This is a genomic window from Aeromonas sp. 602658 (genome assembly GCF_049173005.1).
Classification (GTDB): Bacteria; Pseudomonadota; Gammaproteobacteria; order Enterobacterales; family Aeromonadaceae; genus Aeromonas; species Aeromonas veronii_A.
In genome coordinates this window covers 76,589-102,303 of record NZ_JAAKRF010000005.1, presented here as the reverse complement: position 1 = coordinate 102,303, position 25,715 = coordinate 76,589, and the positions used below count along the sequence as shown (strand labels likewise).

Annotated in this window: 29 protein-coding genes; 18 read left to right on the top strand and 11 right to left on the bottom strand. The window is 60.0% G+C overall.

Annotated features, from left to right (window positions below; all coding sequences use genetic code 11):
- Positions 1 to 139 precede the first annotated feature (139 nt).
- Positions 140 to 640 (top strand): thiol peroxidase, encoded by a 501-nt coding sequence (gene tpx, locus G5253_RS06930; protein WP_021230929.1) that lies wholly within the window; start codon positions 140 to 142, stop codon positions 638 to 640.
- 58 nt (positions 641 to 698) lie between these two features.
- Here tpx and G5253_RS06925 read toward each other — a convergent pair whose 3' ends face one another.
- On the bottom strand, positions 699 to 1,526 hold the full coding sequence (locus tag G5253_RS06925; protein ID WP_100646827.1) for a transporter substrate-binding domain-containing protein: 828 nt from the start codon (positions 1,524 to 1,526) through the stop codon (positions 699 to 701).
- 145 nt (positions 1,527 to 1,671) lie between these two features.
- Between G5253_RS06925 and G5253_RS06920 the strand changes: the two genes are divergently transcribed.
- On the top strand, positions 1,672 to 2,901 hold the full coding sequence (locus G5253_RS06920) for a DEAD/DEAH box helicase (RefSeq protein ID WP_216952834.1): 1,230 nt from the start codon (positions 1,672 to 1,674) through the stop codon (positions 2,899 to 2,901).
- A 3-nt stretch (positions 2,902 to 2,904) separates the two neighbouring features.
- Here G5253_RS06920 and G5253_RS06915 read toward each other — a convergent pair whose 3' ends face one another.
- Positions 2,905 to 3,735 carry a CPBP family intramembrane glutamic endopeptidase gene (locus G5253_RS06915; protein WP_227341890.1) on the bottom strand — a complete coding sequence of 277 codons (831 nt, stop codon included), beginning with the start codon at positions 3,733 to 3,735 and terminating at the stop codon, positions 2,905 to 2,907.
- 162 nt (positions 3,736 to 3,897) lie between these two features.
- Between G5253_RS06915 and G5253_RS06910 the strand changes: the two genes are divergently transcribed.
- Positions 3,898 to 4,602 (top strand): substrate-binding periplasmic protein, encoded by a 705-nt coding sequence (locus G5253_RS06910; RefSeq protein ID WP_254204244.1) that lies wholly within the window; start codon positions 3,898 to 3,900, stop codon positions 4,600 to 4,602.
- A 71-nt stretch (positions 4,603 to 4,673) separates the two neighbouring features.
- On the opposite strand, the gene G5253_RS06905 is transcribed toward G5253_RS06910, so the two are convergent.
- Together G5253_RS06905 and G5253_RS06900 are read right to left on the bottom strand one after the other, a co-directional pair.
- Positions 4,674 to 4,970 (bottom strand): hypothetical protein, encoded by a 297-nt coding sequence (locus G5253_RS06905; RefSeq protein WP_005348860.1) that lies wholly within the window; start codon positions 4,968 to 4,970, stop codon positions 4,674 to 4,676.
- A 53-nt stretch (positions 4,971 to 5,023) separates the two neighbouring features.
- Positions 5,024 to 5,398, bottom strand: a complete 375-nt coding sequence (locus G5253_RS06900; RefSeq protein WP_031227767.1) for a YacL family protein — start codon at positions 5,396 to 5,398, stop codon at positions 5,024 to 5,026.
- A 209-nt stretch (positions 5,399 to 5,607) separates the two neighbouring features.
- Between G5253_RS06900 and G5253_RS06895 the strand changes: the two genes are divergently transcribed.
- The 7 genes from G5253_RS06895 (at position 5,608) to G5253_RS06865 (ending at position 13,071) form a co-directional block, all read left to right on the top strand.
- A complete protein-coding gene (locus G5253_RS06895) occupies positions 5,608 to 6,723 on the top strand; it encodes a sugar diacid recognition domain-containing protein (protein WP_421202957.1) in 1,116 nt (371 codons plus the stop codon).
- Positions 6,724 to 6,841: 118 nt separating this feature from the next.
- Positions 6,842 to 8,104, top strand: coding sequence for a GntP family permease (locus tag G5253_RS06890; protein WP_139707427.1), 1,263 nt, complete (start codon positions 6,842 to 6,844; stop codon positions 8,102 to 8,104).
- A 9-nt stretch (positions 8,105 to 8,113) separates the two neighbouring features.
- Positions 8,114 to 9,247 (top strand): glycerate kinase, encoded by a 1,134-nt coding sequence (locus tag G5253_RS06885; protein ID WP_421202955.1) that lies wholly within the window; start codon positions 8,114 to 8,116, stop codon positions 9,245 to 9,247.
- 232 nt (positions 9,248 to 9,479) lie between these two features.
- Positions 9,480 to 10,043, top strand: coding sequence for an NnrU family protein (locus G5253_RS06880; protein ID WP_216976857.1), 564 nt, complete (start codon positions 9,480 to 9,482; stop codon positions 10,041 to 10,043).
- A 58-nt stretch (positions 10,044 to 10,101) separates the two neighbouring features.
- Positions 10,102 to 10,638, top strand: coding sequence for a glutathione peroxidase (locus G5253_RS06875; protein ID WP_124930252.1), 537 nt, complete (start codon positions 10,102 to 10,104; stop codon positions 10,636 to 10,638).
- Between the two features lie 118 nt (positions 10,639 to 10,756).
- Positions 10,757 to 11,692 (top strand): LysR family transcriptional regulator, encoded by a 936-nt coding sequence (locus G5253_RS06870; RefSeq protein ID WP_005340335.1) that lies wholly within the window; start codon positions 10,757 to 10,759, stop codon positions 11,690 to 11,692.
- Positions 11,693 to 11,874: 182 nt separating this feature from the next.
- Positions 11,875 to 13,071 carry a NupC/NupG family nucleoside CNT transporter gene (locus G5253_RS06865; protein ID WP_421202952.1) on the top strand — a complete coding sequence of 399 codons (1,197 nt, stop codon included), beginning with the start codon at positions 11,875 to 11,877 and terminating at the stop codon, positions 13,069 to 13,071.
- A gap of 62 nt (positions 13,072 to 13,133) precedes the next feature.
- On the opposite strand, the gene G5253_RS06860 is transcribed toward G5253_RS06865, so the two are convergent.
- The 5 genes from G5253_RS06860 to G5253_RS06840 form a co-directional block, all read right to left on the bottom strand.
- The gene (locus G5253_RS06860) at positions 13,134 to 13,553 is read right to left on the bottom strand and encodes a DUF4426 domain-containing protein (protein ID WP_111901074.1); all 420 of its coding nucleotides are present in this window, start codon (positions 13,551 to 13,553) and stop codon (positions 13,134 to 13,136) included.
- Positions 13,554 to 13,596: 43 nt separating this feature from the next.
- Positions 13,597 to 13,899 carry a DUF167 family protein YggU gene (gene yggU / locus G5253_RS06855; protein ID WP_123173809.1) on the bottom strand — a complete coding sequence of 101 codons (303 nt, stop codon included), beginning with the start codon at positions 13,897 to 13,899 and terminating at the stop codon, positions 13,597 to 13,599.
- On the bottom strand, positions 13,899 to 14,450 hold the full coding sequence (locus G5253_RS06850) for a YggT family protein (RefSeq protein ID WP_042011910.1): 552 nt from the start codon (positions 14,448 to 14,450) through the stop codon (positions 13,899 to 13,901). Before G5253_RS06850 ends, yggU begins: the two co-directional genes overlap by 1 nt.
- Before the next feature lie 11 nt (positions 14,451 to 14,461).
- Positions 14,462 to 15,286: a pyrroline-5-carboxylate reductase gene (proC, locus tag G5253_RS06845; RefSeq protein WP_421202949.1), complete on the bottom strand. Its 825-nt coding sequence runs from the start codon at positions 15,284 to 15,286 to the stop codon at positions 14,462 to 14,464.
- Between the two features lie 142 nt (positions 15,287 to 15,428).
- On the bottom strand, positions 15,429 to 16,130 hold the full coding sequence (locus G5253_RS06840; RefSeq protein WP_100654584.1) for a YggS family pyridoxal phosphate-dependent enzyme: 702 nt from the start codon (positions 16,128 to 16,130) through the stop codon (positions 15,429 to 15,431).
- Positions 16,131 to 16,169: 39 nt separating this feature from the next.
- Between G5253_RS06840 and tapT the strand changes: the two genes are divergently transcribed.
- The 4 genes from tapT to G5253_RS06820 all read left to right on the top strand — a co-directional run bounded on the left by tapT (position 16,170) and on the right by G5253_RS06820 (position 19,783).
- Positions 16,170 to 17,204 carry a type IVa pilus ATPase TapT gene (tapT, locus tag G5253_RS06835; RefSeq protein ID WP_005340354.1) on the top strand — a complete coding sequence of 345 codons (1,035 nt, stop codon included), beginning with the start codon at positions 16,170 to 16,172 and terminating at the stop codon, positions 17,202 to 17,204.
- Between the two features lie 28 nt (positions 17,205 to 17,232).
- Complete coding sequence (tapU, locus tag G5253_RS06830; protein WP_216954525.1) at positions 17,233 to 18,342, top strand: type IVa pilus ATPase TapU; 1,110 nt, start codon at positions 17,233 to 17,235, stop codon at positions 18,340 to 18,342.
- A gap of 47 nt (positions 18,343 to 18,389) precedes the next feature.
- Positions 18,390 to 19,163 carry a peroxide stress protein YaaA gene (yaaA, locus tag G5253_RS06825; RefSeq protein ID WP_270905201.1) on the top strand — a complete coding sequence of 258 codons (774 nt, stop codon included), beginning with the start codon at positions 18,390 to 18,392 and terminating at the stop codon, positions 19,161 to 19,163.
- A 194-nt stretch (positions 19,164 to 19,357) separates the two neighbouring features.
- Positions 19,358 to 19,783: a hypothetical protein gene (locus tag G5253_RS06820; RefSeq protein ID WP_005340360.1), complete on the top strand. Its 426-nt coding sequence runs from the start codon at positions 19,358 to 19,360 to the stop codon at positions 19,781 to 19,783.
- 357 nt (positions 19,784 to 20,140) lie between these two features.
- Here the strand turns inward: G5253_RS06820 and G5253_RS06815 are convergent, their stop codons facing one another.
- Positions 20,141 to 20,632: a methylated-DNA--[protein]-cysteine S-methyltransferase gene (locus tag G5253_RS06815; protein WP_139461351.1), complete on the bottom strand. Its 492-nt coding sequence runs from the start codon at positions 20,630 to 20,632 to the stop codon at positions 20,141 to 20,143.
- 32 nt (positions 20,633 to 20,664) lie between these two features.
- Complete coding sequence (gene arfB / locus G5253_RS06810) at positions 20,665 to 21,081, bottom strand: alternative ribosome rescue aminoacyl-tRNA hydrolase ArfB (RefSeq protein ID WP_111806077.1); 417 nt, start codon at positions 21,079 to 21,081, stop codon at positions 20,665 to 20,667.
- 201 nt (positions 21,082 to 21,282) lie between these two features.
- On the opposite strand from arfB, the gene glnK reads away from it, so the two are divergent.
- The 4 genes from glnK (at position 21,283) to G5253_RS06790 (ending at position 25,666) form a co-directional block, all read left to right on the top strand.
- Positions 21,283 to 21,621 (top strand): P-II family nitrogen regulator, encoded by a 339-nt coding sequence (gene glnK / locus G5253_RS06805; RefSeq protein WP_005341406.1) that lies wholly within the window; start codon positions 21,283 to 21,285, stop codon positions 21,619 to 21,621.
- A 258-nt stretch (positions 21,622 to 21,879) separates the two neighbouring features.
- Positions 21,880 to 22,887, top strand: a complete 1,008-nt coding sequence (locus G5253_RS06800; protein ID WP_213391893.1) for a Fe(3+) ABC transporter substrate-binding protein — start codon at positions 21,880 to 21,882, stop codon at positions 22,885 to 22,887.
- A gap of 39 nt (positions 22,888 to 22,926) precedes the next feature.
- Positions 22,927 to 24,552, top strand: a complete 1,626-nt coding sequence (locus G5253_RS06795; RefSeq protein ID WP_421202945.1) for an ABC transporter permease — start codon at positions 22,927 to 22,929, stop codon at positions 24,550 to 24,552.
- 79 nt (positions 24,553 to 24,631) lie between these two features.
- Positions 24,632 to 25,666 (top strand): ABC transporter ATP-binding protein, encoded by a 1,035-nt coding sequence (locus G5253_RS06790; RefSeq protein ID WP_421202943.1) that lies wholly within the window; start codon positions 24,632 to 24,634, stop codon positions 25,664 to 25,666.
- Positions 25,667 to 25,715: the final 49 nt, after the last annotated feature.

The following is a 25,715-nucleotide window of genomic DNA, read 5'->3' as shown; positions in this document are numbered from 1 at the left end:
ACCGAGAAGGAGTCTAAACCTTGGTGTTAAGTCCAAGGTCAACCCCTTTATATCCCTTGTCTTCGCGGGTGTTTGTCTGGTCCCGCCGCCCCTATACTGATCACTCGGATTTTTACTACACCAATAAAGGACATAACACATGAGCAACTCAGTCACTCTGCAAGGCAACCCGGTTTCCGTCGCTGGTCACTTCCCGGTCGCCGGTGAGCAAGCCAAGCCCTTCTCCCTGGTGGCCAAGGATCTTTCCGACGTGACCCTGGCAAGCTTTGCCGGTCAGCGCAAAATCCTGAATATTTTCCCGAGCGTCGATACTCCCACCTGCGCGACCTCTGTGCGCAAGTTCAACGAGCAGGCCAGCGCGCTGGATAACACTGTCGTGCTGTGCATCTCCGCCGATCTGCCGTTCGCCCAGTCCCGCTTCTGCGGCGCCGAAGGTCTGGACAAGGTAGTGACCCTCTCCACCCTGCGCGGTGCGGCCTTTATGGAAGATTACGGCGTTGCCTTCTCTTCCGGCCCGCTGGTAGGTCTGACCGCTCGCGCCATCGTGGTACTGGATGGTGACAACAAGGTGCTGCACAGTGAGCTGGTCGCAGAAGTGGCCGACGAGCCGAACTATGCCGCTGCGCTGGCCGTGCTGTAAGGCTGCAAGCCATAAAAAATCCCGCTTCGGCGGGATTTTTTATGCGGGAATTGTCTGTTCAGGGTGTTGCGGGCGGGGTGGTCGCCGGTTCAGCCTTGGCGGGTGGGGAGGGTTGCCACTCCACATAGGGGCGGTGGATCTTCTCGTAGATCTCGGCCAGTTTGCCGGTGGCGGCGAGTTGCTCAATGGAACGACTTAAAAATTCGTCTATTTCATCCCCGCTCCCCCCTTTCTGGATGATGAAGACATCCTCGAAATCACCAAAGAATTCACGGCGAATATTGGTCAGCTTCAGATTTTTCAGCATCAGGTCCGCCTCTTCTTGTGCCCAGACAAAGGCGTCTATGCGACCCCGAGACAGTTTGCGCAGTGACTGCTCGATACTCATCGAGCGCTGTACCGAGAAGGGCATATAGTCGGGAACGGCTTCAATCAGCAGATCCCGTTTGGTGGGCACTATGCCATAGGCCATATCTGTGGTGACCGGATGGGCCGTATTGCTGTAAATCACATGGGCCACCTTGCCAAAGCTGCGGGTACTGAAACGGTAGGGGAGCATATCGACCTCCCTGAGATTGCGGATGGCGGGCAGACCGAGATCTGCCTTGCCAGCGATCACTCCGGCCATGGCCCGGGCGATGGGATAGATGGTGATCCTGATGGTCACATCGGGATGAAGATCGTCGATGGCGCGCACTAAATCAACGAAAGGTCCTGTCTTGTCGGCATTGATCAGTCCCGGCAGCTCACCGAGATGCGCGTTAAGAGTACGCACCGGTTTGGCCTGTTCGGCCGCACTGTCGCTCGCCGTGCTGCCGGACAGGCCGAGCGAGATGCTGCCAAGCAGCGCACTGGTCAGCAGCAGGATGGGGATGTGTCTGGTCATGACAGTTTTCTCTGTGATGGGTCAGCTCAAGTGTAGTCAGCCCGTTGCAATCCCCCCCTTGGCCTGGCCATCATTGATAGGGTTTTACTTCTCGGCCCCCGCTCACTAGACTTCGCCTCCCACTTCTCTTTGTTAACGTAGCGCCATGACCTTTCGCGAACTTGCCCTCCATCCCGCTCTGCTGGCCTCTTTGCCCGCCACCTTGCAGACGCCGACCCGCATCCAGCAGCTGGCGATTCCGGCGGCGTTGGCGGGGCAGGATCTGCTGGCACTGGCCCAGACCGGCAGCGGCAAGACGCTGGCGTTTGGTTTGCCGCTGCTGCAACGGCTGGATCCTGCCTCCAGCCAGGTGCAGGGTCTGGTGCTGGTGCCAACCCGCGAGCTGGCGATTCAGGTATCTGCCGCGCTTAAAGAGGGGGCCGAGGCGCTGGGATTGTGCATCGTGACGTTGTGTGGGGGCGTTGCGCAGGAGCGGCAACAGGCCGAACTGGCGCAGGGGCCACAGCTGCTGGTGGCTACACCTGGGCGGTTGCGGGATCTGCTGACCCAACAGTTGCTGGGGCTGGATGGTCTGCAGCTGCTGGTGCTGGATGAGGCGGATCGCCTGCTGGAGATGGGCTTTGCTCCCGACATCAAGGCGCTGCTCGGCTTTATTCCGGCGGATCGCCAGACCCTGTTCTTCTCCGCCACCTTGCCTGCCGAGCTGGAGGCGCTGGCCAACGGCCTGCTGCGTGAGCCAACCCGTATCGAGGCCACACCCCTCAACAGCGTGGTGAACGAGATCGAAGAGCGACTCTATCTGGTCAACAAGAGCAGCAAGGTGCCGGCGCTTATCAGCTTGCTCAAGGAGCAGGCGTGGCCGCAGGTGCTGGTCTTTATCAGTGCGCGGGATGATGCCGACGGGGTTGCCAGAAAGCTGGCCAAGGCGGGCATTGCGGTGGCTGCTCTCCATGGCGAGAAGGAGCAGGCGGTGCGCGAGCAGGCGCTCAATGATTTCAAGGAGGGTCGGGTGCGGGTGCTGGTGGCCACCGACCTGATGGCGCGCGGCATCCATGTGGAGGCGCTGCCGCTGGTGATCAATCTGGACTTGCCCGCCAGTGCCCCTGTCTACGTTCACCGCATCGGGCGTACCGCCAGGGCTGGCCGCGAGGGGTTGGCCATCTCGCTGGTTTGTCATGGCGAGAGTGACATGCTGCAAGCCATCCGCACCCTGACCGGCCGCGAGCTGCCGCTGGGAGATCTGGCGGGATTCCCGGTCACCGACCAGCCTGCCAGCGGGGAGGGCAAACGCCCCCCTCGTGACAAGCAGGCCAATCGCCGTACTCAGGCCAAACGCAGCGTCAAGCAGTTCAAGGGCAAGACGCCGCGCAGTTGACCGTCAGGCTCTGGCCAGCGGGTAGGTGAAGAGCACCAGATGGGCGAAGTTGAAGGCGAAGTGGATCAGGATGGCCACGGAGAGTCGCCCGCTGAGCTGGAATACCAAGCCGTAGCAGCAGCCTGCCAGGGTCGCAAACAGCGCCAGCAGTGGGCCACCGGGCAGGTGGATGGCTCCGAACAGTAGCGCGGCCACGATGATGCCAATCCAGGGGCGGTAACGCTCGGTCAGCCCCTGCTGAATAGCGCCTCGAAACAGCGCCTCTTCCGCCACGCAGGTGAACAGCAGGTTGTTGAGTGCAAACAGCCACCACCAGTGGGGCAGACCCACTTCCGGTTTCAGTGCCCCCAATTGCCAGGCGATGACCAGCAGGGCACCCAGCGGCAGCAGTAACAGAGCCAGCGGACGCCAGCGGATAGCGCCTCCCTTACCAAGCAGCGTCGGACAGGCCAGCAGCAGCCCAAAGAAGAGCAGTGGCTTGTCGAGGTTCAGATACATGTTGAATGGCACACTGGCGGGGCCTGCCAGTACCTGATCCAGCACCTTGAGATTGCTGAAACCGGGGATCAGGTGCAGGGTCAGTGCCACCGCCCATGCCAGCAGGGCTGACCATGCGAGGGGGCGGCTATGGCCGGAGAAGGTGGGCAGACGCCAGGCCAGCAGCAGGGCTGCCAGCGTCACCAGCAGTGCGGTCGTGGTGATGCGATCCAGCCAGAGCGCCAGCAGCAGAGCCACAGCAAGCAGCAGGAAACCTGGCAGGCGTTGGCGTGCCATACAGAGCAGGGTGGCCAGTGCCAGTGCTGCCCAGATCAGTATGTCAGGTAGGGGTAACATCGGAACTCCTCTGTAATAAAAGCGCTGCACCTTAGCAGGGGCGTTGGCGCAAAGGCAACCAGACCGGGTTATTTGGGTCAGCCTCCTATACTGAACTGGAGAGTAAAGAGAGGGATGGCGATGAAGCACTATGGCTGGTTGTTCTGTTGTTGGTGTGGATGGTTGTCATGCGCCCCCCTGTCGCTGGTAACCGGAGATTTTTCGCCCTATTCCGGGGCCGGGCTGCCTGATGGTGGGCAGAGCACCCGGCTGGTGACGACCCTGCTGCGCGAGGCTGGCTATGACGAGCTGAAGGTGGATTACCTGCCATGGAACCGGGGCTACGAGCTGGTTCGCAACGGCCTGGCATCCGCCACCTTCCCTTATGCCTGGACGCGTGAGCGAGCCAAGCTGTTCTATTACAGCGCCCCCATTCATATCGATCACCTCTCCTGGTTCACCTATCGTGGCAGTGATGCGGTACTCGATGGCAAGTGGCAGGGGTTGAGAGTCTGTATTCCTGCCAGCTGGAGCACCAGTCACGCAGATGAGGTGATTGCCCGTTTTTCATTGCGGCTCACTCGCCCCAAGAGTTTGGTGCAATGTCTGCAACTGCTTGAGCGGAAACGGGTTGATCTGATGCCGATGAATGATGCGGTGACGGCGGACGCCAGCATGCAGGTGTTCGGCGACCCGAACTATCTGCAACCGCTCCCCTATTTTCGCCAGCGGGATACCTTCTATTTGCTGGTGTCGCGCAAGATGCAAAATGGACGCGAACTGATAGAACGCTTCAACGAAGCCTTGGCTGCGGCACGTGCCAGTGGCCATTACGACCAACTGGTTCCCTGGGGACAGCCACGTCTGCTGCGCTGTGAGCAACCCTGAGTCAGAGCAGATTGGCACCAATTAAAAAGCCGGAGCAGTGGCTCCGGCTTTCTTTATGCCTTCAGGGGCGATTAGCGGCCTGATTCTGCGATCACGCGTGCGATGATATCGGCGCGCTTGCCGGCTTCCAGTTCGCCCAGGGCGATCAGGCCAGCCTTGAAGATGACGTTCTTCGGCAGGCTGACGTCGTCCAGCGTGGCGATCGCTTCAACGTGCATGCCGTTCAGACGGCTGGCATCGCGCGGGCTCAGGTTGACCTGAGTGTTCATCACCTGCTTGCCTTTCTTCTTGGCAGGTGCAGCCGCTTTCTTGGTGGATTCCTGTTCTTCGTCTTCCGGCAGTTCGTCATCAAAATCGTAAATAGACATAGTCAATCCTGTTGAGTTAGGCAAAAGGGCACATTTGCCCGACATTGGGTCAATCAGCCCATATCCTCGTTACGGATAAAGGCGCGCCAGGAGCCGAGCACCTGGGCAAAATCTTCCAGCCCGCACATGGCCAGCTGTTCATCATCGTAGTAGGCGAGATCGTCAAGATCCTCACCCAGCTCGATATTGAGGGCGTTGGCTTTCACCTCCGCCTCTTCATGGGTCAGCAGCAGGGAGTAGTCACCGCCGTTGAGCCGGTATTCGACTCGGGTGCGGTTGGAGAGCTGATCAATGATGGAGAAGAGCTCGTCGAGCTTCTCCTCATCCTTGCCAACCTCGTCGATCAGCCACTGACCGATGGCTTCATGGCCCATGGAGAACCGGGCGCGATAGCCACCAAACGGGTCGCGGCGAAATTCATAATCCATAGCACAGTCCAGATCGGAGGGATGGGCCAGCACGGGCAGGCGGGTGCAAGCACGCAATTCCTGCTCCATGGCGGGGCACACATCGGGTAAAGTGGCCTATTCTAGCGATCCCCCTCTCGCTTGTCTTGATGATGTGGCATCTTTGCGCCCATGTGCCCTGAATCGCCTCGTGGTGACGTAGCCAGATCAGCCCCTTGTCCGGAGATGTTATGCAGCTAAACGATAACCTTGCCCGCCAGATCGTCGCGCGGGCGATGAAGATCCTCTCCTTTTCGGTCAACGTGATGGACGAACACGGCCTCATCATTGCGTCCGGCAATCCGGAGCGGATCCATCAGCGTCACGAAGGGGCCGTGCTGGCGCTCACTGAAAACCGGGTGGTGGAGATTAGCGAAGCGACAGCCCTGCAGCTCAAAGGGGTGCGACCAGGCATCAATTTGCCCATCTCCTATCAGGGGGAGCTGATCGGGGTGATCGGCATCTCCGGCGATCCGGAGGAAGTGCGTGCTTACGCTGAGCTGGTGCGAATGACCGCCGAGCTGATCCTGGAACAGGCGGCGCTCACCGAGCAGCTGCAGTGGGACAAGCGCCACAAGGAGGAGCTGGTGTTGCAGCTCATTCGTGGTGAGGGGCGAGTCGATCAATTGCAGCAGGCGGCCCGTTTTCTCGGACTGGAGTTGGCCCAGCCTCGGGTGGTGGCCGTGCTTGCGCTGGAGGAGGCGGATCCGGCTCGTCTGCGAGAGCTGGTCCATCAGCTGGAAAATCCGGAGCGGGACAATCTGGTCGCCATCAACGGGCTCGACGAGATAGTGGTGCTCAAACCGGCGCAGTTGAGTGAGGGCGTCTGGCAATCGGCGCAGGAGCGCAGCCGGATCAAGCAGTTGCTGGCCCGCATTCCCCACTTCAAGGTGCATATCGCGGTGGGCGATTACTTCGCCGGGATCGACGGGCTGGCGCGCTCTTACCAGACGGCGCGGGATACCCTGCGCCGTGGCATGCGGCAGGCGCCGCGCAAACAGGTCTACTTCTTTGAGGACTACCGTTTGCCGGTGCTGCTGGGGAGTCTGGCGGACTCTTGGCAGGCGGATCAGCTGCGCACACCGCTGCAGAAACTAGCCCGGGAAGATGGCAAGGGGGCGCTGCAGAAGACCCTGCGCCACTATTTCTTGCAGGATTGTGATCTGCATCGCTGTGCCGAAGCGCTGTTCATTCACCCCAATACCCTGCGCTATCGGCTGGGGCGGATAGAGCAGATAACCGGGTTGAATTTCAACAAGTTAGACGAGAAATTTTTGCTCTATCTCGGCCTTAATCTCGACTTGTGATTGTGATTTTAGACAAAAAAATACATTTAAATGATGTAATTTTTGGCTATTCAGCCAAAGCATTCTGATTGCAGATCTCCATAATGGCGGCCATTCACTCCCATTGAAGGTGTCCGTCATGATCCCGGTTACAGCCCTTGGCGCCATCGCGGCGCTCTCCATCGCCATCATCCTCATTTTGAAGAAGGTGCCGCCCGCTTACGGCATGATCGTGGGTGCCCTAGCCGGTGGCCTGATTGGCGGTGCCGATCTGACCCAGACCGTCGCCCTGATGATCGGCGGTGCCCAGGGGATCACCACCGCGGTGATGCGGATCCTGGCGGCCGGTGTACTGGCCGGCGTACTGATCGAATCGGGCGCGGCTACCACTATCGCCGAGACCATCGTCAAGAAACTCGGTGAAACCCGCGCCCTGCTGGCGCTGGCACTGGCAACCCTGATCCTGACGGCGGTTGGAGTCTTCGTGGACGTGGCCGTCATCACGGTCGCCCCCATCGCGCTGGCCATCGCCCGCCGTGCCGACCTCTCCAAGGCGGCCATCCTGCTGGCGATGATCGGCGGCGGCAAGGCGGGTAACGTCATGTCCCCCAACCCCAACGCCATTGCCGCGGCTGATGCCTTCCATCTGCCCCTCACCTCTGTGATGGCGGCGGGCATCATCCCGGGTCTGTTCGGTCTGGTGATGGCCTACTGGCTGGCCAAGCGGCTGAACAACAAGGGCAGCAAGGTTGCCGCTGATGAGGTGGTGAGCTTTGCCGGTGCCAAGTTGCCAGGCTTTGCCGCCGCCATCAGTGCACCGCTGGTCGCCATCCTGCTGCTGGCTCTGCGTCCTGTTGCCGGTATCGTGGTGGATCCGCTGATTGCACTGCCGCTTGGTGGTCTGGTTGGTGCCCTGATGATGGGTAAATTCAGCAAGGTGAACCAGTTTGCGGTCTCCGGCCTCGCCCGCATGGCGCCGGTCGCCATCATGCTGCTGGGTACCGGTACTCTGGCAGGCATCATTGCCAACTCCGGTCTGAAAGATGTGCTGATCAGCGGCCTGACCGCTTCCGGTCTGCCTTCTTACCTGCTGGCGCCTATCTCCGGTGCTTTGATGTCGCTGGCGACCGCCTCGACCACCGCCGGTACCGTGGTGGCCTCCAACGTATTCAGCTCCACCCTGATTGAACTGGGGATCAGCGGTCTGGCCGGGGCGGCGATGATCCATGCCGGTGCCACCGTGTTTGACCACATGCCCCACGGCTCTTTTTTCCATGCCACCGGTGGCAGCGTCCACATGGGGGTGGGGGAGCGCCTGAAACTTATCCCTTACGAAACTGCAGTCGGTCTGACCATTGCCACTGTCTCCACCCTGATGTTTGGCGTGTTTGGCCTCGCCTAAGGAATTGATATGAAAATTGTTATTGCCCCCGATTCATTCAAGGAGAGTCTGAGCGCCATGGCGGTGGCTGATGCCATCGAGGCCGGTTTCAAGCAGGTGCTGCCGAACGCCACCTACGTCAAATTGCCGATGGCCGATGGCGGTGAAGGTACGGTGCAATCGCTGGTTGATGCCACCGGTGGCCGCATCCTGCCGGTCGAAGTGACCGCGCCTCTTGGCAACAAGGTGCAGGGCTTCGTCGGCCTGCTGGGTGATGGCGAGCGCGCCGTCATCGAGATGGCTGCCGCCTCCGGCATCCATCTGGTGGCGCCCGAGCAGCGCAATCCGCTGCTCACCTCCAGCTTCGGCACCGGCGAGCTGATCCTGGCCGCGCTGGAGATGGGGGTGAAGCACCTTATTCTCGGTATCGGCGGCAGCGCCACCAATGACGGCGGAGCCGGTATGATCCAGGCGCTCGGTGGCAAGCTGCTCAAAGCCGATGGCTCAGCCATCGAGTTGGGCGGCGCAGGTCTCAGTGAGCTCACGACCATCGATCTGAGCAGTCTGGATCCGCGTCTGGGTGAGCTGGTTATCGAGGTAGCGTGCGATGTGAACAACCCGCTGTGCGGCCCGAAAGGCGCCTCTGCGGTGTTTGGCCCGCAGAAGGGGGCGACCCCCGAGATGGTGGTGCAACTCGATGCCAACCTCTCCCGTTATGCCGACTGCATTGAGCAGGCCCTTGGCAAGCAGGTGAAGGATATTCCGGGGGCGGGCGCTGCCGGTGGCATGGGGGCCGCGCTGGTCGGTCTGCTTGGTGCCGAGCTCAAGCCCGGCATCCAGATCGTCATCGAAGCCCTGAAACTGGCCGAGGAAGTGGCCGATGCGGATCTGGTCATTACTGGTGAAGGTCGCATCGACAGCCAGACCATCCATGGCAAGACGCCAATCGGTGTCGCACGTTGCGCCAAGCAGTTCGGCAAGCCGGTGATCGGTATCTCCGGTTGCCTGACCGACGATTGCGGTGTGGTACATGATCACGGACTGGACGCGGTATTCGCCGTGGTCAACCGTGCCATGTCTCTGCCGGAGGCGCTGGAGAGCGCCAGCACCAACATTCAACTCACCGCGCGCAACGTAGCAGCGCTCTATCAGCTCAAGGGCTGATCCGGTTCGGCCGATGGGCGCCATCGGCCACTCAATATCCCCGTTTGGGGCATCTCCCATCCCGCGAGATGTCTGACTGCCCTGGCACTTATTTGCCGATCCATCGTGATCGGCTCTTTTCTTTCTGCTCCTTTGTCTTGCCACACTTTTGACTCCATGGGTCAGCACGGTTTTGATAGGCGCAAATCTCCCTTTACGGCATAGTGGTCGTACCAAGTACAAGGAGAGACTCATGTTCCTGCTGACCCTGGGGGTTGCGCTGTTTACCCTGATCCATCTCTACCCCTGTTTTGCGGTGGCCCATCGGGCGCGGCTGCGCGAGCGGCTGGGGGAGAATCGCTACAAGGGGCTCTTCTCCCTGTTGTTGTTTGTCGCCATCGCCTGCATCATCGCCGGTTGGCGCTCGGCCAGCTCGCTGCCGCTCTATTTCCTGCCGGAGTGGGGGCCGATGACCATGACGGTGATGATGCCCTTTGCGCTGATCCTCTTCTTCTCCGGCCAGGGGCCCAACCATCTGCGGCGCTGGCTGGTGCATCCCCAACTGCTCGGTACCCTGCTCTGGGCGGTGGCTCATCTGCTGGTCAACAGCGAGGCGCGCTCTCTGGTGTTGTTTGGCGGCATCGGGCTCTGGGCGCTGGTGAGCATGGTCTGGATTTCGGTGCGGGACTGGCAGCGATATCCCCGTCCGGCGGCCAACTGGACGGGCACGGGCATCAGCGTCGGGGCGGGCCTGGCTGCCACCGCACTGCTGGTGTTCTGGGGCCACGGCTGGCTGACCGGCATTCCATTGCATTGAGAGTGAACTGCGGCTCTGGTAACCGCGTATGATGGACAAAACAAAAGGAGTCTTGGCGATGAAATGGTTCACTCTGTTGCTGTTATTGGGGGCCGGCGCGGCCTCTGCGGCGTGCCCAGATTATTTCAATGTGGAGATGCGGGAACTCAACAATGCCCAGCGCCACAACCTCTGTCAGCTGACCGAGGGCAAGGTGGTGCTGGTGGTCAATACCGCCTCCTACTGCGGCTACAGCGGCCAGTTTCGCGATCTGGAGCAGCTCTACCAGAGCTACAAGGATAAAGGGCTGATTATTCTGGGTTTTCCCTCCAACGATTTCTGGCAGGAGGCGGGCAACGAGACCAAGACTGCCGAGGTGTGTCGCCGCGACTATGGCGTCACCTTCCCGATGTTCAATCGAGTGGCGGTGCGGGGCTCCGATGCTGTGCCACTGTTCAAGGGGCTGGCGGCGGCCGCTGACGGGGATGAGCCGAACTGGAACTTCCACAAGTATCTGGTGGGGCGCGATGGCAAGCTGATCGCCAGCTACGGCGCCAACCAGAATCCGGCTGACGACCCCCTCAAACTGCAGATCACCCGGGCGCTGGGGCTCTGACCCTACCCCTACCCCTACCCCTACCCCTACCCCTACCCCTACCCCTTGGCGGGCGGCTCTGGAATAATGGGCTCCCGCCACTCAATCTGGTTATCTTGTGCTGCAACGTCTTCCTCAAATGGTGATCTTCGATGCGCTGGTGCGTGAGCAGGGGATCTCTGCCGCCGCACGTCGTCTCGGGGTCTCCAAATCCCATATCAGCAAGCAGCTGGCGCTGCTGGAGACCACCCTTGGCGCCCAGCTGGTCCAGCGCACCACCCGCCGCTTTGTCCTGACCGAGCTGGGTCAGGAGTATGCCCGTCACTGTCATGCGCTGGTGGCGGTGGCGCAGGAGGCGGACTCCATGATCGCCGAGCGGCGCGGCAAGGTGAGTGGGGTGCTCCATCTCGGGGTGGGCCAATCGTTTGGTCGTCTGCACGTCATTCCTCATCTCAAGGCGTTTCAGGATCGCTATCCCGAGCTGGAGCTGGAAGTCTCGCTGTTCGACCACAGAACCAATCTGGTGGATGAAGGGCTGGATCTCTGGCTCACCACCTATGAGGACAAGCCGGAAGGGCTGGTGGGACAGCGGCTGGCCGACATCGGTTTCGTGGTGGCGGCTTCGCCGGATTACCTGCTGAGTCACGGCACGCCGCTTCATCCCAAGGATCTGGCCCAGCACAACTGCATCACTTACCAGAGTCGGGAGCGGCGCTATCACCAGTGGTCGTTTCGCCAGGGCAAGGAGCGCCAGACGGTGCAGGTGGCGGGCAACTATCGGGTGGATATGGCGGAGGCGGTGCGCGATGCGGCGCTGGCCGGGCTCGGCATCGCCTATATTGCCAACTACTTGCTGGACAAGGAGTTGCAGAGCGGCAAGCTGATCCCGGTGTTGCCAGGGTGGCGACCGAACCAGCAAATGGCGGTACACGCCGTTTACGCTCGTCGCGAACATCTGGATCCCAAGATCCGTCTCTTCATCGATTTCCTCAAAGCCCGCTTTGGCCCCGAACCCTATTGGGAGCAGCGACTGGCCCCCTGGCTCGGGGGTAAATTGTCCGGCGGTGAGGAATAATTGTTTCCATATAAGAACTCTCGATTTCTCCTGATACTAAAACCGAACCAAATCAGCCAGTTGGCGCAACCGATGTCGTGCAAACGTTTTTTCTAACAGGGTTGTAACCAAGCGGACTTGCAGTGACGGGGTGAGAGGCGCAGAATCCGCGCCCATCTTTTGCCCCACCTGATGGAGTCCCTATGATTGCCCTGCTCGGCATCCTGAGTATCCTGGCGCTTGCCGTCATCTGCTCTGATAATCGTCGTCGTATCCCGTTGCGAACAGTTGGCCTTGCCCTCTGCCTGCAAATCATGTTTGCCGCGCTGGTGCTCTGGCTGCCTGCCGGTCAGCATGTGCTGAACGGGGTCAGCGAGAGCGTAAGCAGCGTGATCAGTTATGGTCAGGAGGGGATCGCCTTCCTGTTCGGCGATCTGGCCAAGTTCAAGCTGGGCTTCATCTTTGCCTTCAACGTGTTGCCGGTCATCATCTTCTTCTCTGCGGTGATCGCCATTCTCTATCACATCGGCATCATGCCGCGGGTGATCGCCCTGCTGGGTGGTGGCTTGCAGAAGCTGCTGGGTACCGGCCGTGCCGAGAGTCTTTCCGCGACCGCCAACATCTTCGTTGGCATGGTGGAAGCGCCGCTGGTGGTCAAACCCTACCTCTCCAAGATGTCCGACTCCCAGTTCTTCGCGGTGATGAGTTGTGGTCTCGCCTCTGTCGCCGGTGGCACTCTGGTGGGCTATGCCAGCCTCGGGGTTGAGCTGAAATACCTGATCGCTGCCGCCTTCATGTCGGCCCCTGCCGGTCTGGCGATGGCCAAAATCCTGGTGCCGCCGGGAGCTGAAGAGGTCGATCACCATCAGGATGTGGAGATCCCCCGCGCTACCAACGTGATCGAAGCGGCTGCCGATGGCGCCATGTCCGGCCTCAATATCGCGGTGGCGGTCGGTGCCACCCTGCTGGCCTTCGTTGGCGTGATCGCCATGCTCAATGGCCTGCTCGGCTGGGCTGGCGGTCTGGTAGGGCTGGAGCTGAGCTTCCAGATCATTCTGGGCTGGCTGTTTGCCCCCGTCTCCTGGCTGATCGGGGTACCTTGGGATCAGGCGCAAGCTGCTGGCGCTCTGATCGGTACCAAGATCGTGGTCAACGAGTTCGTCGCCTTTATCGGTCTGGTGCAGGATCAGACCCTGAGCGAGTCGAGCAAGGCCATCGTGACCTTCGCCCTGTGTGGCTTTGCCAACATCTCCTCCATGGCGATCCTGATCGGCGGTCTGGGTTCCATGGTGCCGGAGCGCAAATCCTTCATCGCCCGTTACGGCATGCGCGCCATTCTCTCCGGCGTGCTGGCGAACCTGATGAGCGCCTGTCTGGCCGGTCTGTTCCTCGCCCTTTAATCGCTGCGGTACGGAATAGATGTAACAAGGGCGCAGCGATGGCGCCCTTGTCATTTTGGTACTTAGTCGACGTAGAAGGTCTGCTGGAAGCTGAGGTTCTGTTGCTGCCCGCCGCCCATGATCTTCAGGGTGAACTGATAGGTGTCTTCGTTGCGGTAGGGGAGGGTCGCCAGATAGTAGATGGCATCCCCCTCTTTTACCTCCTGAAAGCTCAGGGTGCGGATGGTGCCGGTCAGGTTCTTGGCCTCACCGGTGATCCCCACGGCTTGCGCCACTTTCTGCTTGTCCTGTACCGCGATATTGATGATGGCGTTGTAGCGACTGCGCTCCAGTCCATACGCCTTGGCGACCTCGGGGGTGAGGAAGCTGGAGTTGAAGGCGCTGTAGTGCACCAGCCAGGGCCCCAGCTCCTTCATCTGTTCTGCCTTGAGCGGCAGTGTCATCAGTAGTGCCAGCAGGCCACTCATCCAGGCTGTTTTCATCTGTCATCCCTCTCATATCTACGGTTGGCGCAGGCCGATTCATTCAGCCTTGCGTGTCATTCAGCAGTGCACTCACTTCTTGCGGCAACTGTTTGGGGCTGTCGATGGTGACGGTTTTGTGTCGCCCCAGCTCGCCCCGCACTATGGTGATCTGTCCCTTGGCCACCTTGAACTGCTTGGCCAGAAACTTGATCAGATGGCTGTTGGCTTGGCCATCGACGGGCGGCGCCGTGATGGCCACTTTCAGCTCTTCGCCATGCAATCCGATGATCTGATCCCGACTCGCCTTGGGCTGGATCACCAGATGCAGTACCAGTTCATCCCCTTGTTGCAGGACGGCTGGCATCAAATCATCCACCACAGCTGGCCGAACAGGTCACCCAGCAGGTAGTTGATGGCTTGCAGGCCGATAAAGGCGACCAGCACCGAGAGATCCAGTCCGCCCAGTGCCGGCAGTACGCGGCGGATAGGGGCGAGGAACGGCTCGGTCAGCTGATGCATCACGTATTCGATGGGGTTGCGGCCCTGGCTGACCCAGCTCAGGATGGCGCGGATCAGCAGTACCCAGAAGATCATCGAGCCCGCTTTCTTCAGCACGGTCAGCGCGGCGAACAGGCTGATGCTGAGCCAGTCCGCCAGCAGCACATTCATGCTCTTGAGCAGGGCCAGCTTGGCGAAGGCGATGACCAGCGCCAGCACCACGGAGGCGAGGTCGATGCCGCCAAAGCCCGGGATAACGCGGCGCAGCGGGATCACCAGCGGATTGGTCAGCTTGACCACCATCTGGCTCATCGGGTTGTAGAAGTCGGCACGGGCCCACTGCAGCCAGACGCGCAGCAGGATCACCATCAGGTAGAGATCGAAAACGGTGTTAATCAGAAAGTAAGCAGTGTTCATCTGGGCTCCTGTTAGAAGAGGGTTTCCATTTCGGTGGCACGAGCAACGGCCGCCTGCATGGCTTGCGCAGTCAGCGGCATCAGCCCCTGCTGCTGGAATGTCTTGATGGCTTCAGCTGTGGTGCCGCCCTTGCTGGTGACCTGCTCACGCAGGGTTTGCAGCGCCAGCTCAGGGTTCTGCTCCACCATGGCGGCTGCGCCCAGCGCGGTCTGCTGCACCAGCAGGCGTGCCTGATCGGGCGAGAAACCCATCGCCTCCGCCTCTTCGGCGATCGCCTGCATAAAGAGGAAGAAGTAGGCCGGAGCACTGCCCGCTGCGGCGATGACGCCGTTGATGCCGGACTCCTGCTCCACCCAGAGGGTCTTGCCGACCGCCTGCATCATCTGCTCGGCAAACGCGCGATCCGCGGCGGCAATATGCACGGGCGCGTAGAGACCGGTCATGCCCAGACCCAGCAGGGCAGGGGTATTGGGCATGGTGCGGATGATGCGGTCATGGCCACCGGCCATCTCGCCAAGGCGCGCCACCTTGATGCCAGCCGCGATGGAGATGAGCAGCTTGCCCTCAAGGGAGCCCAGCTCGGCAACCAGAGCGGCCAGCATGCCTGCCATCAGCTGCGGCTTGACTGCCAGCACGATCACTTCGGCGCCTCGGGCCGCCTCGGCATTACTCTGGGTGATGCGAATGCCATGTTCGCTCGCCAGCGTCTCCAGCTTGGGCAGACTGGGGTTGGCGGCCGTGATCTGCCCGGCGGGATAACCCGCCTTGACCAGTCCGGCGATGATGCTGCGGCTCATGTTGCCCGCGCCGATAAAGGCCAGCGTTCTATGCTGCATCAGATGCTCCTGTTGCACATGGGGTCGCGGCGGGGTTGGCGCTGCCTGCACCACCTGACGCCAGAATTCGGTGTTCCATCAAACGCTCCTGTTGATGAAGTCGCGGCAAGAGGCGGACGTATGGGTTATCCGCTGGCCTTGCCTATGAGTAGTCACGGGCGCCGAAGATGGCGGTGCCGACCCGCACCATGGTGCTGCCGTGGGCTATCGCCAGTTCAAGATCCTCGGTCATGCCCATCGAGAGGGTATCCACCGTGGGGTATTGTCGCGCAAGCTCGGTGAACAGAGTCTGCATGCGGGTCATTTGGGCGGCCAGTACGCGCTCGTCACTGGTGTGCTCTGGAATGGCCATCAGTCCCCGCAGCACCAGTCGCTCACTTTGAGAGACCTGCTCGGCAAGGCGGAAAATCTCTTGTTCCGACGTTCCGGATTTGCTGCTCTCTCCGCTAATATTGATTTGCAGACAAACATTTAGCGGTGCCATTGTAGTTGGGCGCTGGTTGTTGAGGCGGTCGATCAGCTTGTCCCGATCCACGCTCTGCACCCAGTCAAACCGTTCGGCGACCAGTTTGGATTTGTTCGATTGCAAAGGGCCGATAAAGTGCCACTCTATGTCGCTATATTCCGGCTGCTGGCGCAAGGTATCGATCTTGGCCGCTGCTTCCTGAGCGTAGGATTCGCCAAAGCAGCGCTGACCTGCGGCATGGGCGGCCATTATGGCCTCGACCGGCTTGGTCTTGCTCACGGCCAGCAGGCGGATCTGCTGCAGGTTGCGGCTAGCCCGTTCGGCGGCCTGGGCAATACGTTCCTTTACCTGAAACAGGTGCTGGGCAATCTGGTTCATATTTCGTTAGTGATCTTGTGATGGGAGAATGACAAGTCTATGGATATCACAGAGTTATTGGCTTTCAGTGTAAAGCATAAAGCCTCGGATCTACACCTCTCGGCCGGGGTTCCCCCGATGATCAGGGTTGATGGTGAGGTTCGCAAGATCAATTTGCCCGCCCTGGAACACCGGGAAGTGCATGCCCTCATTTACGACATCATGAACGACCATCAGCGCAAGGAGCTGGAGGAGAACTTCGAGGTCGACTTCTCGTTCGAGGTACCCAATTTGGCCCGTTTCCGGGTTAACGCCTTCCAGCAGGCGCGCGGCTCGGGTGCGGTATTTCGTACTATCCCCAGCACTGTGCTGAGCCTCGAGGATCTCGATGCGCCGGAGATCTTCCGCAAGATTGCCGAGTTCCCGCGGGGTCTGGTACTGGTGACCGGCCCGACCGGTTCGGGTAAATCGACCACCCTGGCGGCCATGGTCAACTACATCAACGAGAACTTCCATCACCACATCCTCACCATCGAGGACCCCATCGAATTCGTCCACGAGAACAAGCGCTGCCTGGTGAACCAGCGGGAAGTACACCGTGATACCAAGAGCTTCAGCAACGCCCTGCGCTCGGCCCTGCGGGAAGACCCGGACATCATTCTGGTTGGCGAGATGCGCGACCTTGAGACCATTCGTCTGGCCATGACTGCCGCCGAAACCGGTCACCTGGTGTTTGGCACCCTGCACACCTCGTCGGCGGCCAAAACCATCGACCGTATCATCGACGTCTTCCCCGGCGCGGAGAAGGACATGGTACGCTCTATGCTCTCCGAATCCCTGCGGGCGGTTATCTCCCAGACCCTGCTCAAGCGCATTGGTGGCGGTCGGGTGGCAGCTCACGAGATCATGATGGGCATTCCGGCGGTGCGTAACCTCATTCGGGAGGACAAGATTGCCCAGCTCTACTCGGTGATCCAGACCGGGATGACCCACGGCATGCAGACCATGGATCAGAGCCTCAAGCAGCTGGTGAGTCGCGGCGTGGTGGCATCCCTCGATGCCAAGGCCAAGGCCGTTGATCCCAACAGCATTTAAGCGACTTGTACCCAGGGAGGGATAAATGATGAATCTGGATGATCTGCTGAGCCAGCTGGTCGAGCGAAAGGGATCGGATCTGTTTGTGACGGTGGGATCGCCGCCCATTCTCAAGGTAAATGGCCATCTGGTGTCGCTGGGGGGAGACGCGCTCGACAAGAAAGGGGCGCTGACGCTGGTCAGGGATACCCTCAGCAGCGATCACTTCGAGCGCTATGTCCGCACCAAGGAGGCCAACTACGCGATTTACCGCGAGGCGCTGGGTCGTTTTCGGGTCAGCGCCTTCTGGCAGCAGGAGCTGCCCGGTATGGTGATTCGTCGTATCGAGACCCGCATTCCCACCTTTGAAGATCTGCAGCTCCCCAGGATCCTGCAGGAGGTGGCGATGGCCAAGCGCGGGCTGGTGCTGTTTGTCGGTGCCACCGGGGCGGGTAAATCGACCACTCAGGCGGCGATGATCGGCTATCGCAACCAGCATGCCGATGGTCATATCCTGACGGTGGAAGACCCGGTGGAGTTCGTCCATCAGCATGGCCGTAGCCTGGTGACCCAGCGGGAGGTGGGGATCGACACCGAGTCGTTCGATGTAGCACTGAAAAGCTCGCTGCGTCAGGCACCGGACGTGATCCTGATCGGCGAGATCCGAAGTCAGGAGACCATGGAGTTTGCCCTGCAGTTCGCCGAGACCGGCCATCTCTGTCTCGCCACTTTGCATGCCAACAACGCCAACCAGGCGCTGGATCGCATCCTCCATCTGGTGCCGCAGGAAAAACATCGCCAGTTTCTGTTCGATCTCTCCTTCAACCTCAGAGCTATTGTCGCCCAGCAACTGGTGCCGAGTGTCGATGGTTTGCGGCGCAGTGCGGCATTCGAGATCCTGCTCAATACCCCGCTCATCACCGACATAATCCGCAAGGGAGAGATGCACCGTCTCAAGGAGGTGATGACCAAATCTGCCGAACTGGGCATGCAGACCTTCGATCAGGCGCTTTTCAGCCTGTTCTGCGCCGGCCAGATTGGCTACAGTGAGGCCCTCGCCCATGCCGACTCGGCCAACGACCTGCGGCTGCTGATCAAGCTCTCCGGTCGCGAGCAGCTGGGGTCCGGCACACTGGAAAATGTGACGCTGGATGAATGAAACATGGGGCCGATCCGCTGTTCGGCCCCTAGCCAGAAAGGAACGTTATGCTGATTGTGGTTTCCCCGGCCAAGACGCTGGATTACGAGTCACCGCTGGTGACCCCCCGTTTCACCCAACCCGAGCTGCTGGATCACTCCGCCGAACTGATTAGCCGAGCCCGCCAACTGAGCCCTGACCAGATCGCCACTCTGATGAAGATCAGCGACAAGCTGGCCGGTCTCAATGCCGCCCGGTTTGCCGAGTGGCAGCCAGATTTCACCCCCGCCAATGCCCGTCAGGCGCTGCTGGCCTTCAAGGGGGATGTCTACACCGGTTTGGCGGTAGAGGATTTCAGCGAGGCCGATTTTGACTTCGCTCAGGCACACCTGCGGATGCTCTCCGGCCTCTATGGCGTGTTGCGTCCCCTCGACCTGATGATGCCCTATCGACTGGAGATGGGGACCAGGCTCGACAATAGTCGCGGCAAGGATCTCTACCAGTTCTGGGGGGAGGTGATCACTCATCACCTCAACGACGCGCTGGCAGCCCAGAGGGATGAGGTGCTGATCAATCTGGCCTCCGACGAGTATTTCAAGTCGGTACGACCCAAGAGCCTGAAAGGGCGGATCGTCACGCCGGTGTTCAAGGATGAGAAGAACGGTCAGTTCAAGATCATCAGCTTCTACGCCAAGAAGGCTCGCGGCATGATGGCCCGCCACATCATCAAGCACCGTCTGACCGAGGTGGAGCAGCTGACCGGCTTCAACGCCGAGGGCTACTACTTCGTGCCGGAAGAGTCGGACGCCAATACCCTGATGTTTAAACGCGCCGAAAATTAATTACAAAAAGAGGGAACCAATCTTTCGACCCGAGGGTCTGAATATGTGAATCCTCTGTTGTAAGCACTTTTTATTCGCCGACGTTTGATACGTCGGCTTTTTTATTGCCGTTTTTATTGTCCATCGATTGCCTTCGCCGGGACTATGTGGTTCAGATAGACTCAAGACAGGGAGCGAGTTGTCGTGAGGTGAATATGGAACAGAAAAATGCCATTCGGCAGGTTGCCGTCCCTTGGGCTCCGTCCCGCCAGCTACCGCCCGGTCTGGTTGTGGCCGAGTTGCATCAGGATCTCTGGAGCGACTCCCTGACCATCATGCTGGGGCGGGCGCGCAGCATCGATCTACCCCCGCAAATCCTCTGCCGGGTCTATTTTCGCCATATTTATGCCCTGCGGGTCATCGAGGATTGCGATCTGGCCGAGGGGAAGGATAGCCACGCCATCGAAGAGCAGATCCAGCTCATCACTCCATCCCGTTTTGCCAGCTGGTTCCATCAGGAGTCGGACGGCCTGCATCTGGATGAAGATCTGCAGCACTATCGCATCTCGACCTGGGATTATTGCGCCGATGTGCTGACCTCCTCGGCGCCGGAGCTGCAGTTCCTGCCCCAGAGCGAGTAGCCAGCTGTTACGTCAGAGGCGAAGGGTGATCCTTCGCCTCTTGGTTTTTGGGCGGGGCAGATTTTGTGGCATTCAGGCCATTCAGCCTGGGTGGTGGCCTGTTGTGTTGCCACAAAAAAAGCGCCTCAGAGGAGGCGCGGGGAAAAGACAGATTGGAAGCGTCACATGGGTGCTACTTGAATCAGCGAATGAGCCGTGCCATTCAAGTATGGAGCCATCATGCCAAGCTCAATCTGAAGTAGTTCTGAGGCGATTCTTCATTTTCTGTTCATCTTGTCAGCAAAGCGTGGCTACTGGCTGAAAGCCTTTTCATTTTGGCCACCATATTGTCCCGCCCTCTCCAAGGAGCTCATCGTCTCATGGGGCCAGCTCGAATGTTGTCCCTGTCTGTTCCAGAGCGAGCAACCAGCGCTTGATGGGAATGCCGCCAGCATAGCCGGTCAGCTCGCCGCTGCGTCCGATCACCCGATGGCAGGGCACTATGATGCTCAGCGGATTGCGGCCATTGGCAGCGCCTACCGCCCGCACCGCCTTGGGATTGCCGATAGCCTGGGCAATCTCGAGATAGCTCACGGTCTCGCCATAGGGGATATCACACAAAGCGTTCCACACCGTTTGCTGGAACGGGGTGCCCTTCGCTGCCATGGGCAGATCGAACTGCTGCAATTTTCCGGCAAAATAGGCGGTGAACTGCTCGACGAAAGGAGCAAGAGCCAGGTCATCACGCTGCCACTCATCGGTCGGAGTTACCGGCTGCTCCCCCCGCACGAACTCCACATAGCGCAGACCATCCTGATTGATGGCAATGAGCAGGGGGCCGCGGGCGCTGTCGCAAAAACTGTATCTCATCGGCTGACATCCTTTGGGGGCTGGGGGTTGGCTCAGTCCAGAACCGGTTTGCCGCGGGCGGATTTGATATCCCCCTTGCGCTTTTTGGCATCGACCCGCTTGCGTTGGGAGCTGCGGGTCGGCTTGGTGGCATGGCGGGCCTTGGGGCGCCAGGCTGCTTTCTTCAGCAACTCCACCAGACGGCTCATCGCCTCCTTGCGATTCATGTCCTGGCTGCGATGGCTCTCGACCCTGATCATGATAAAGCCGTCGTGTACCCGGCTGTCGCTCAGCTTGTCGAGACCCTCCTTGTAGAGGGGCGTCAGGCTGGGAGAGTTGCGGTAATCGAAGCGCAGCCAGACGGCGGAGTCGGTCTTGTTGACGTGCTGTCCACCGTTGCCCTGTGCCCGCATGGTCTGAAATTGGAGCTCATGCCAGGGAATCGTGACGCTGTTTGAGATAACTAACATGCTGTTTTGCTCTTGTTTGGTGCATACCCGCTGACCGCTGCAGCATGGTGCCTCATTATGGGGCGTGCTGGCCGGTTATGGGGATGTGCCTGGCGAATGGCGCGGGCATTAAACTCTATCTATATGAAATAAAACAATAAAAATACTTGGCATAAGAATTGAAACCCGATTCATGACACACCATGGATTGGGAGCAACCAGATGAAGCTGATTAGTGCGATTATCAAACCGTTCAAGTTGGACGATGTCCGCGAGGCTATTGCCAACCTGGGGGTGGAAGGGCTGACCGTGTCCGAGGTCAAGGGATTTGGCCGCCAGAAGGGACACACCGAATTATACCGGGGAGCCGAGTATCAGGTCGACTTCCTGCCCAAGGTGAAGCTGGAGATTGCTACCGCCGATGATAACGTGGAAGGGGTGATCGAGGCGATCTGCAAGGCGGCCTATACCGGCAAGATCGGCGACGGCAAGATTTTTGTCTACGACTTGCTGCAAGCGGTGCGCATCCGCACCGGCGAAAGTGACGACGAGGCGCTGTGATGAACCGCATCCGTGACGTACAGATCTGTTGACCTCCCGATCTCGGGGAATCCCGATGGAGTGAGCGCTTATTGAAGCCTGATCAACATAACGTTTTGCTCTGAAGAGGCCGAATGGGATTCCATCCGGCCCTTTTCATTTGTGGGCGATTAAATATGTGATGTGGCGACGGCGAGCTTTCTTGATCCGCTTATAAGATGTATGCAGAATGCAAACGGAAATCGTTATCACTCTGTATGGCTAATCAAGGAATGGATGATGAAAATGAAGATGTTGGCACTGGCTTTCTCTGCGTTGGCAGCTCAGTCGGCATTGGCGGCCGGGGAAGTGAATGTCTACTCCAACCGCCAGGATGAGCTGATCAAGCCCATCATCCAGCAGTTCGAGAAGGAATCTGGCATCAAGGTGAACGTGGTGTTCGCCAAAGAGGGGTTGAACGAGCGTCTGGAGCGGGAAGGCAAGCTCTCTCCGGCCGACCTGATGCTGACCGTCGATATCAGCCGTCTGACCGATCTGGTGGACAAGGGGCTGGTGCAGCCGGTGGATAGCAAGATCCTGCAGGAGAACATCCCCGCCATCTATCGTGATCCGGAGAATCGCTGGTTTGCGCTGACCACCCGGGTGCGCGCCATCTACTCCAGCAAGGATCGTCTCGGCAAGCTCGACACCATCAGCTACGAAGATCTGGCCAAGCCGGAATTCAAAGGGAAAATCTGCACCCGCAGCGGCAAGCATGAGTACAATGTGGCGCTGGTCTCCTCGATGATCGCCCATCACGGCATGGCCGAGACCAAAACCTGGCTGGAAGGGGTCAAGGCCAACCTGGCGCGCAAACCGCAGGGCAACGACCGGGATCAGGTCAAGGCGATCAAGGATGGTATCTGTGACGTGTCGCTCGGCAACAGTTACTATCTGGGCGCCATGTTGAAAGATCCGGCGCAGAAGTCCTGGGCGGATGCGGTTTATATCAACTTCCCGAATCAGGCTGACCGCGGTGCCCACGTCAACGTGAGCGGCGTGGCCATGACCAAGTATGCCAAGAACAAGGTCGAGGCCCAGAAGCTGATGGAGTTTCTGGCTGGTGACACCGCCCAGCACATGTATGCGGACGTGAACGCCGAGTATCCGGTCAAGGCCGGGGTCGAGCCTTCCGCCATGGTCAAGTCCTGGGGCAGTTTCAAGTCTGACGCACTACCGGTCAGCGATTACGCCAAGCACCGCAAGGACGCCTTGCAGTTGCTGGATGAAGTGAAGTTCGATTTGTAATCAGATGGGGCCAACGGCCCCATCAACATCTGTGGTCTCATGAAAAATTTTGGATGGATGACCGGCAGCTGGGCCATCGCCCTGCTGCTGGGTTTACCGGTTATAGCCCTGCTTTTCTCTGCCTTCTCGGCTGAGGGGGAGCTGTTTCGCCACCTCGCCAATACAGTGCTGCTCGACTATCTGGCCAATACTCTGGGGCTTGTGGTCGGCGTAGTATTGCTCAGCTTGCTGTTTGGCGTGCCTACAGGCTGGCTGGTGGCCATGTGTCAGGTACCGGGGCGGCGCGCCCTGCAGTGGGCCTTGATGCTGCCAATGGCGATGCCCTCCTATATCGTCGCCTACGTCTATACCGACCTGCTCGACTACTCGGGCCCCCTACAGGCCGGGTTGCGAGCACTCTTTGGCTGGAACAGTCCAGCCGATTACTGGTTTCCGGCCATTCGCTCCCTTGGCGGCGCCGCCTGGGTGCTGGCGCTGGTGCTGTTCCCCTATGTCTATCTGCTGACCCGCGCCTCTTTTCTCGAGCAGTCAGTCAGCCTCATTCATTCCAGCCGCCTGCTCGGCTGTACCCCGTGGCAGAGCTTTCGTCGTCTCAGTCTGCCGCTGGCGCGCCCCGCCATCATGGTGGCGGTATCGCTGGTGGCCATGGAAACGCTGGCCGATTTCGCCACCGTCCACTTCTTTGCCATCAACACCCTGACCACTGCGGTCTACGACACCTGGCTCGGCTATGGCAGTCTGGCCACCGCGGCTAAACTCTCCTGCCTGATGTTGCTGGCAGTGGTGCTGTTGATCGCGCTGGAGCGCCGCTCGCGCAGTCGGCAGCAGGTGTTCCAGAAGTCCATGGGCCATGAGCAGCCGCTGCGCTATCCGCTCAAGGGGATGAGTCGCGCTCTGGCCGCTTTTTGGTGCTGGGGGCTAGTGCTGGCCGGTTTCGGCCTGCCGTTTGTCATCCTGCTCGATTACGGGGTGCGCTACTTCGAATTGTCGTGGACGCCGGAGTTTGTCCGCTTCGCCGGCAACAGCTTGGCTATCTCGGCGCTGACCGCTCTGCTGGCGATGGGGATTGCCCTGCTGCTCGGCTTCTTCCGCCGTCTCGATGGCGGGATAAAGAGTCTGCTGCCTCTGCGCATCGCCGCCATGGGCTACGCCATGCCGGGTACCGTGCTCGCCATCGGGGTGCTGGTGCCGCTCACCGCCCTCGACTTTGCCATCAACGATCTGGCCGAGTGGCTCGGGCGTCAGGGGCCGGGCTTGCTGCTGACCGGCACCATTACCGCCATCGTGTTCGGCTATCTGGTGCGCTTCGTGGCCATCGCCATCGGCTCGGTTGAGAGCAGCATGGGCAAGATCTCCCCCAGTCTCGACATGGCAGCCCGCTCTCTTGGGCAAGGGGATGGCGGCATGCTGCGCCGGGTCCATCTGCCGCTGGTGCGCCGTGGCCTGTTTGCCGGTGCCATGCTGGTGTTCATCGAATCCATGAAGGAGCTGCCCGCCGCCCTGCTGCTGCGGCCGTTCAACTTCGATACTCTGGCGACCCACGTCTATCAGTTCGTCTCGGACGAGATGCTGGAGCGCGGCGCGCTGGGGGCTATCGTCATTGTGCTGGTGGGACTGTTGCCGCTGATCTGGGTCAACCGCACTCTGGACAGTCCGGGCCACTGAGTCGCCGCGTCGGTCAATTAAATTGCATACGGTGTGCGGAAAAAGGCCGCGCACCGCCAGAAACGAGAGGAAGTCAGCCTTGTCCTGTTTGCAGGTTGAAAATGTCAGCTGTCGTTACAACGGCCGCAATGTGCTGGAGCAGCTCTCCCTGACGGTGGCAGACAACGAGATCGTCTGCCTGCTGGGAGCCAGTGGCTGCGGCAAAACCACGTTGCTCAAGGCTATCGCCGGGCTGCTGCCGTTGGCAGAGGGCTCGATTCGCCTCGGCGATATCCTGCTCGACGGGCCGGGTGCCAGCGTGCCGCCCGAGGCGCGCAACATCGGGATGATCTTTCAGGATTACGCCCTCTTCCCCCACCTGACGGTGGCCGACAACGTCGGCTTCGGTCTGACCAAACTCGACCGCCGTGCTCGCCAGCAGCAGGTGGACGAGGCGCTGGCGCTGGTCAATCTGCAGGGGCTGGGGGATCGCTATCCGCACCAGCTCTCCGGTGGCCAGCAGCAGCGGGTGGCCATCGCCCGGGCGCTGGTGTGCAAGCCGCGGCTGATGTTGCTGGATGAACCCTTCTCCAACATCGACACCCAGGTGCGGATGAAGCTGATCCTCGAGATCCGCGCCCTGCTCAAGCAGCAGGGGATTGGCGCCATCTTCGTCAGCCACAGCAAGGAAGAGGCGTTCGCCTTCGCCGATCGGCTGGCGCTGTTTCGCGCTGGTCACATCGAACAGGTGGGCCAGCCGGAGCAGCTCTATCGCCGTCCGCAAAACCGCTTCGTGGCGGAGTTTCTCGGTGGGGTCAACTATCTGGCTGCCGAGGTGGTGGACAGCCACTGCGTGCAGACGGCGCTCGGGGTCATTTGTGGCAGTGAGCCTCATGGCCGGGCGGTGGGTGAGCAGTTGCAGCTGATGCTCCGCCCCCAGCAACTGCTGCTGGAGAGCGCCGCAGATGGCGAGCTTAAGGTGGTGGAGCAGCAGTTCCTCGGTCACCACTGCCGGGTGCTGTTCGAGTGTGGCGATCTGCAACTGGAGGCGAGCATTGGCGAGCCCCTTGATGGGATGCGGGCACGGATCAAGGTTGCCCCCCATGGGTTGGTGTTATTTGCCCCTTTGCCCTGAACGCGTGATATCGTCGTGAAATCAAAGAACTGGATCCACTCTGGTTTAT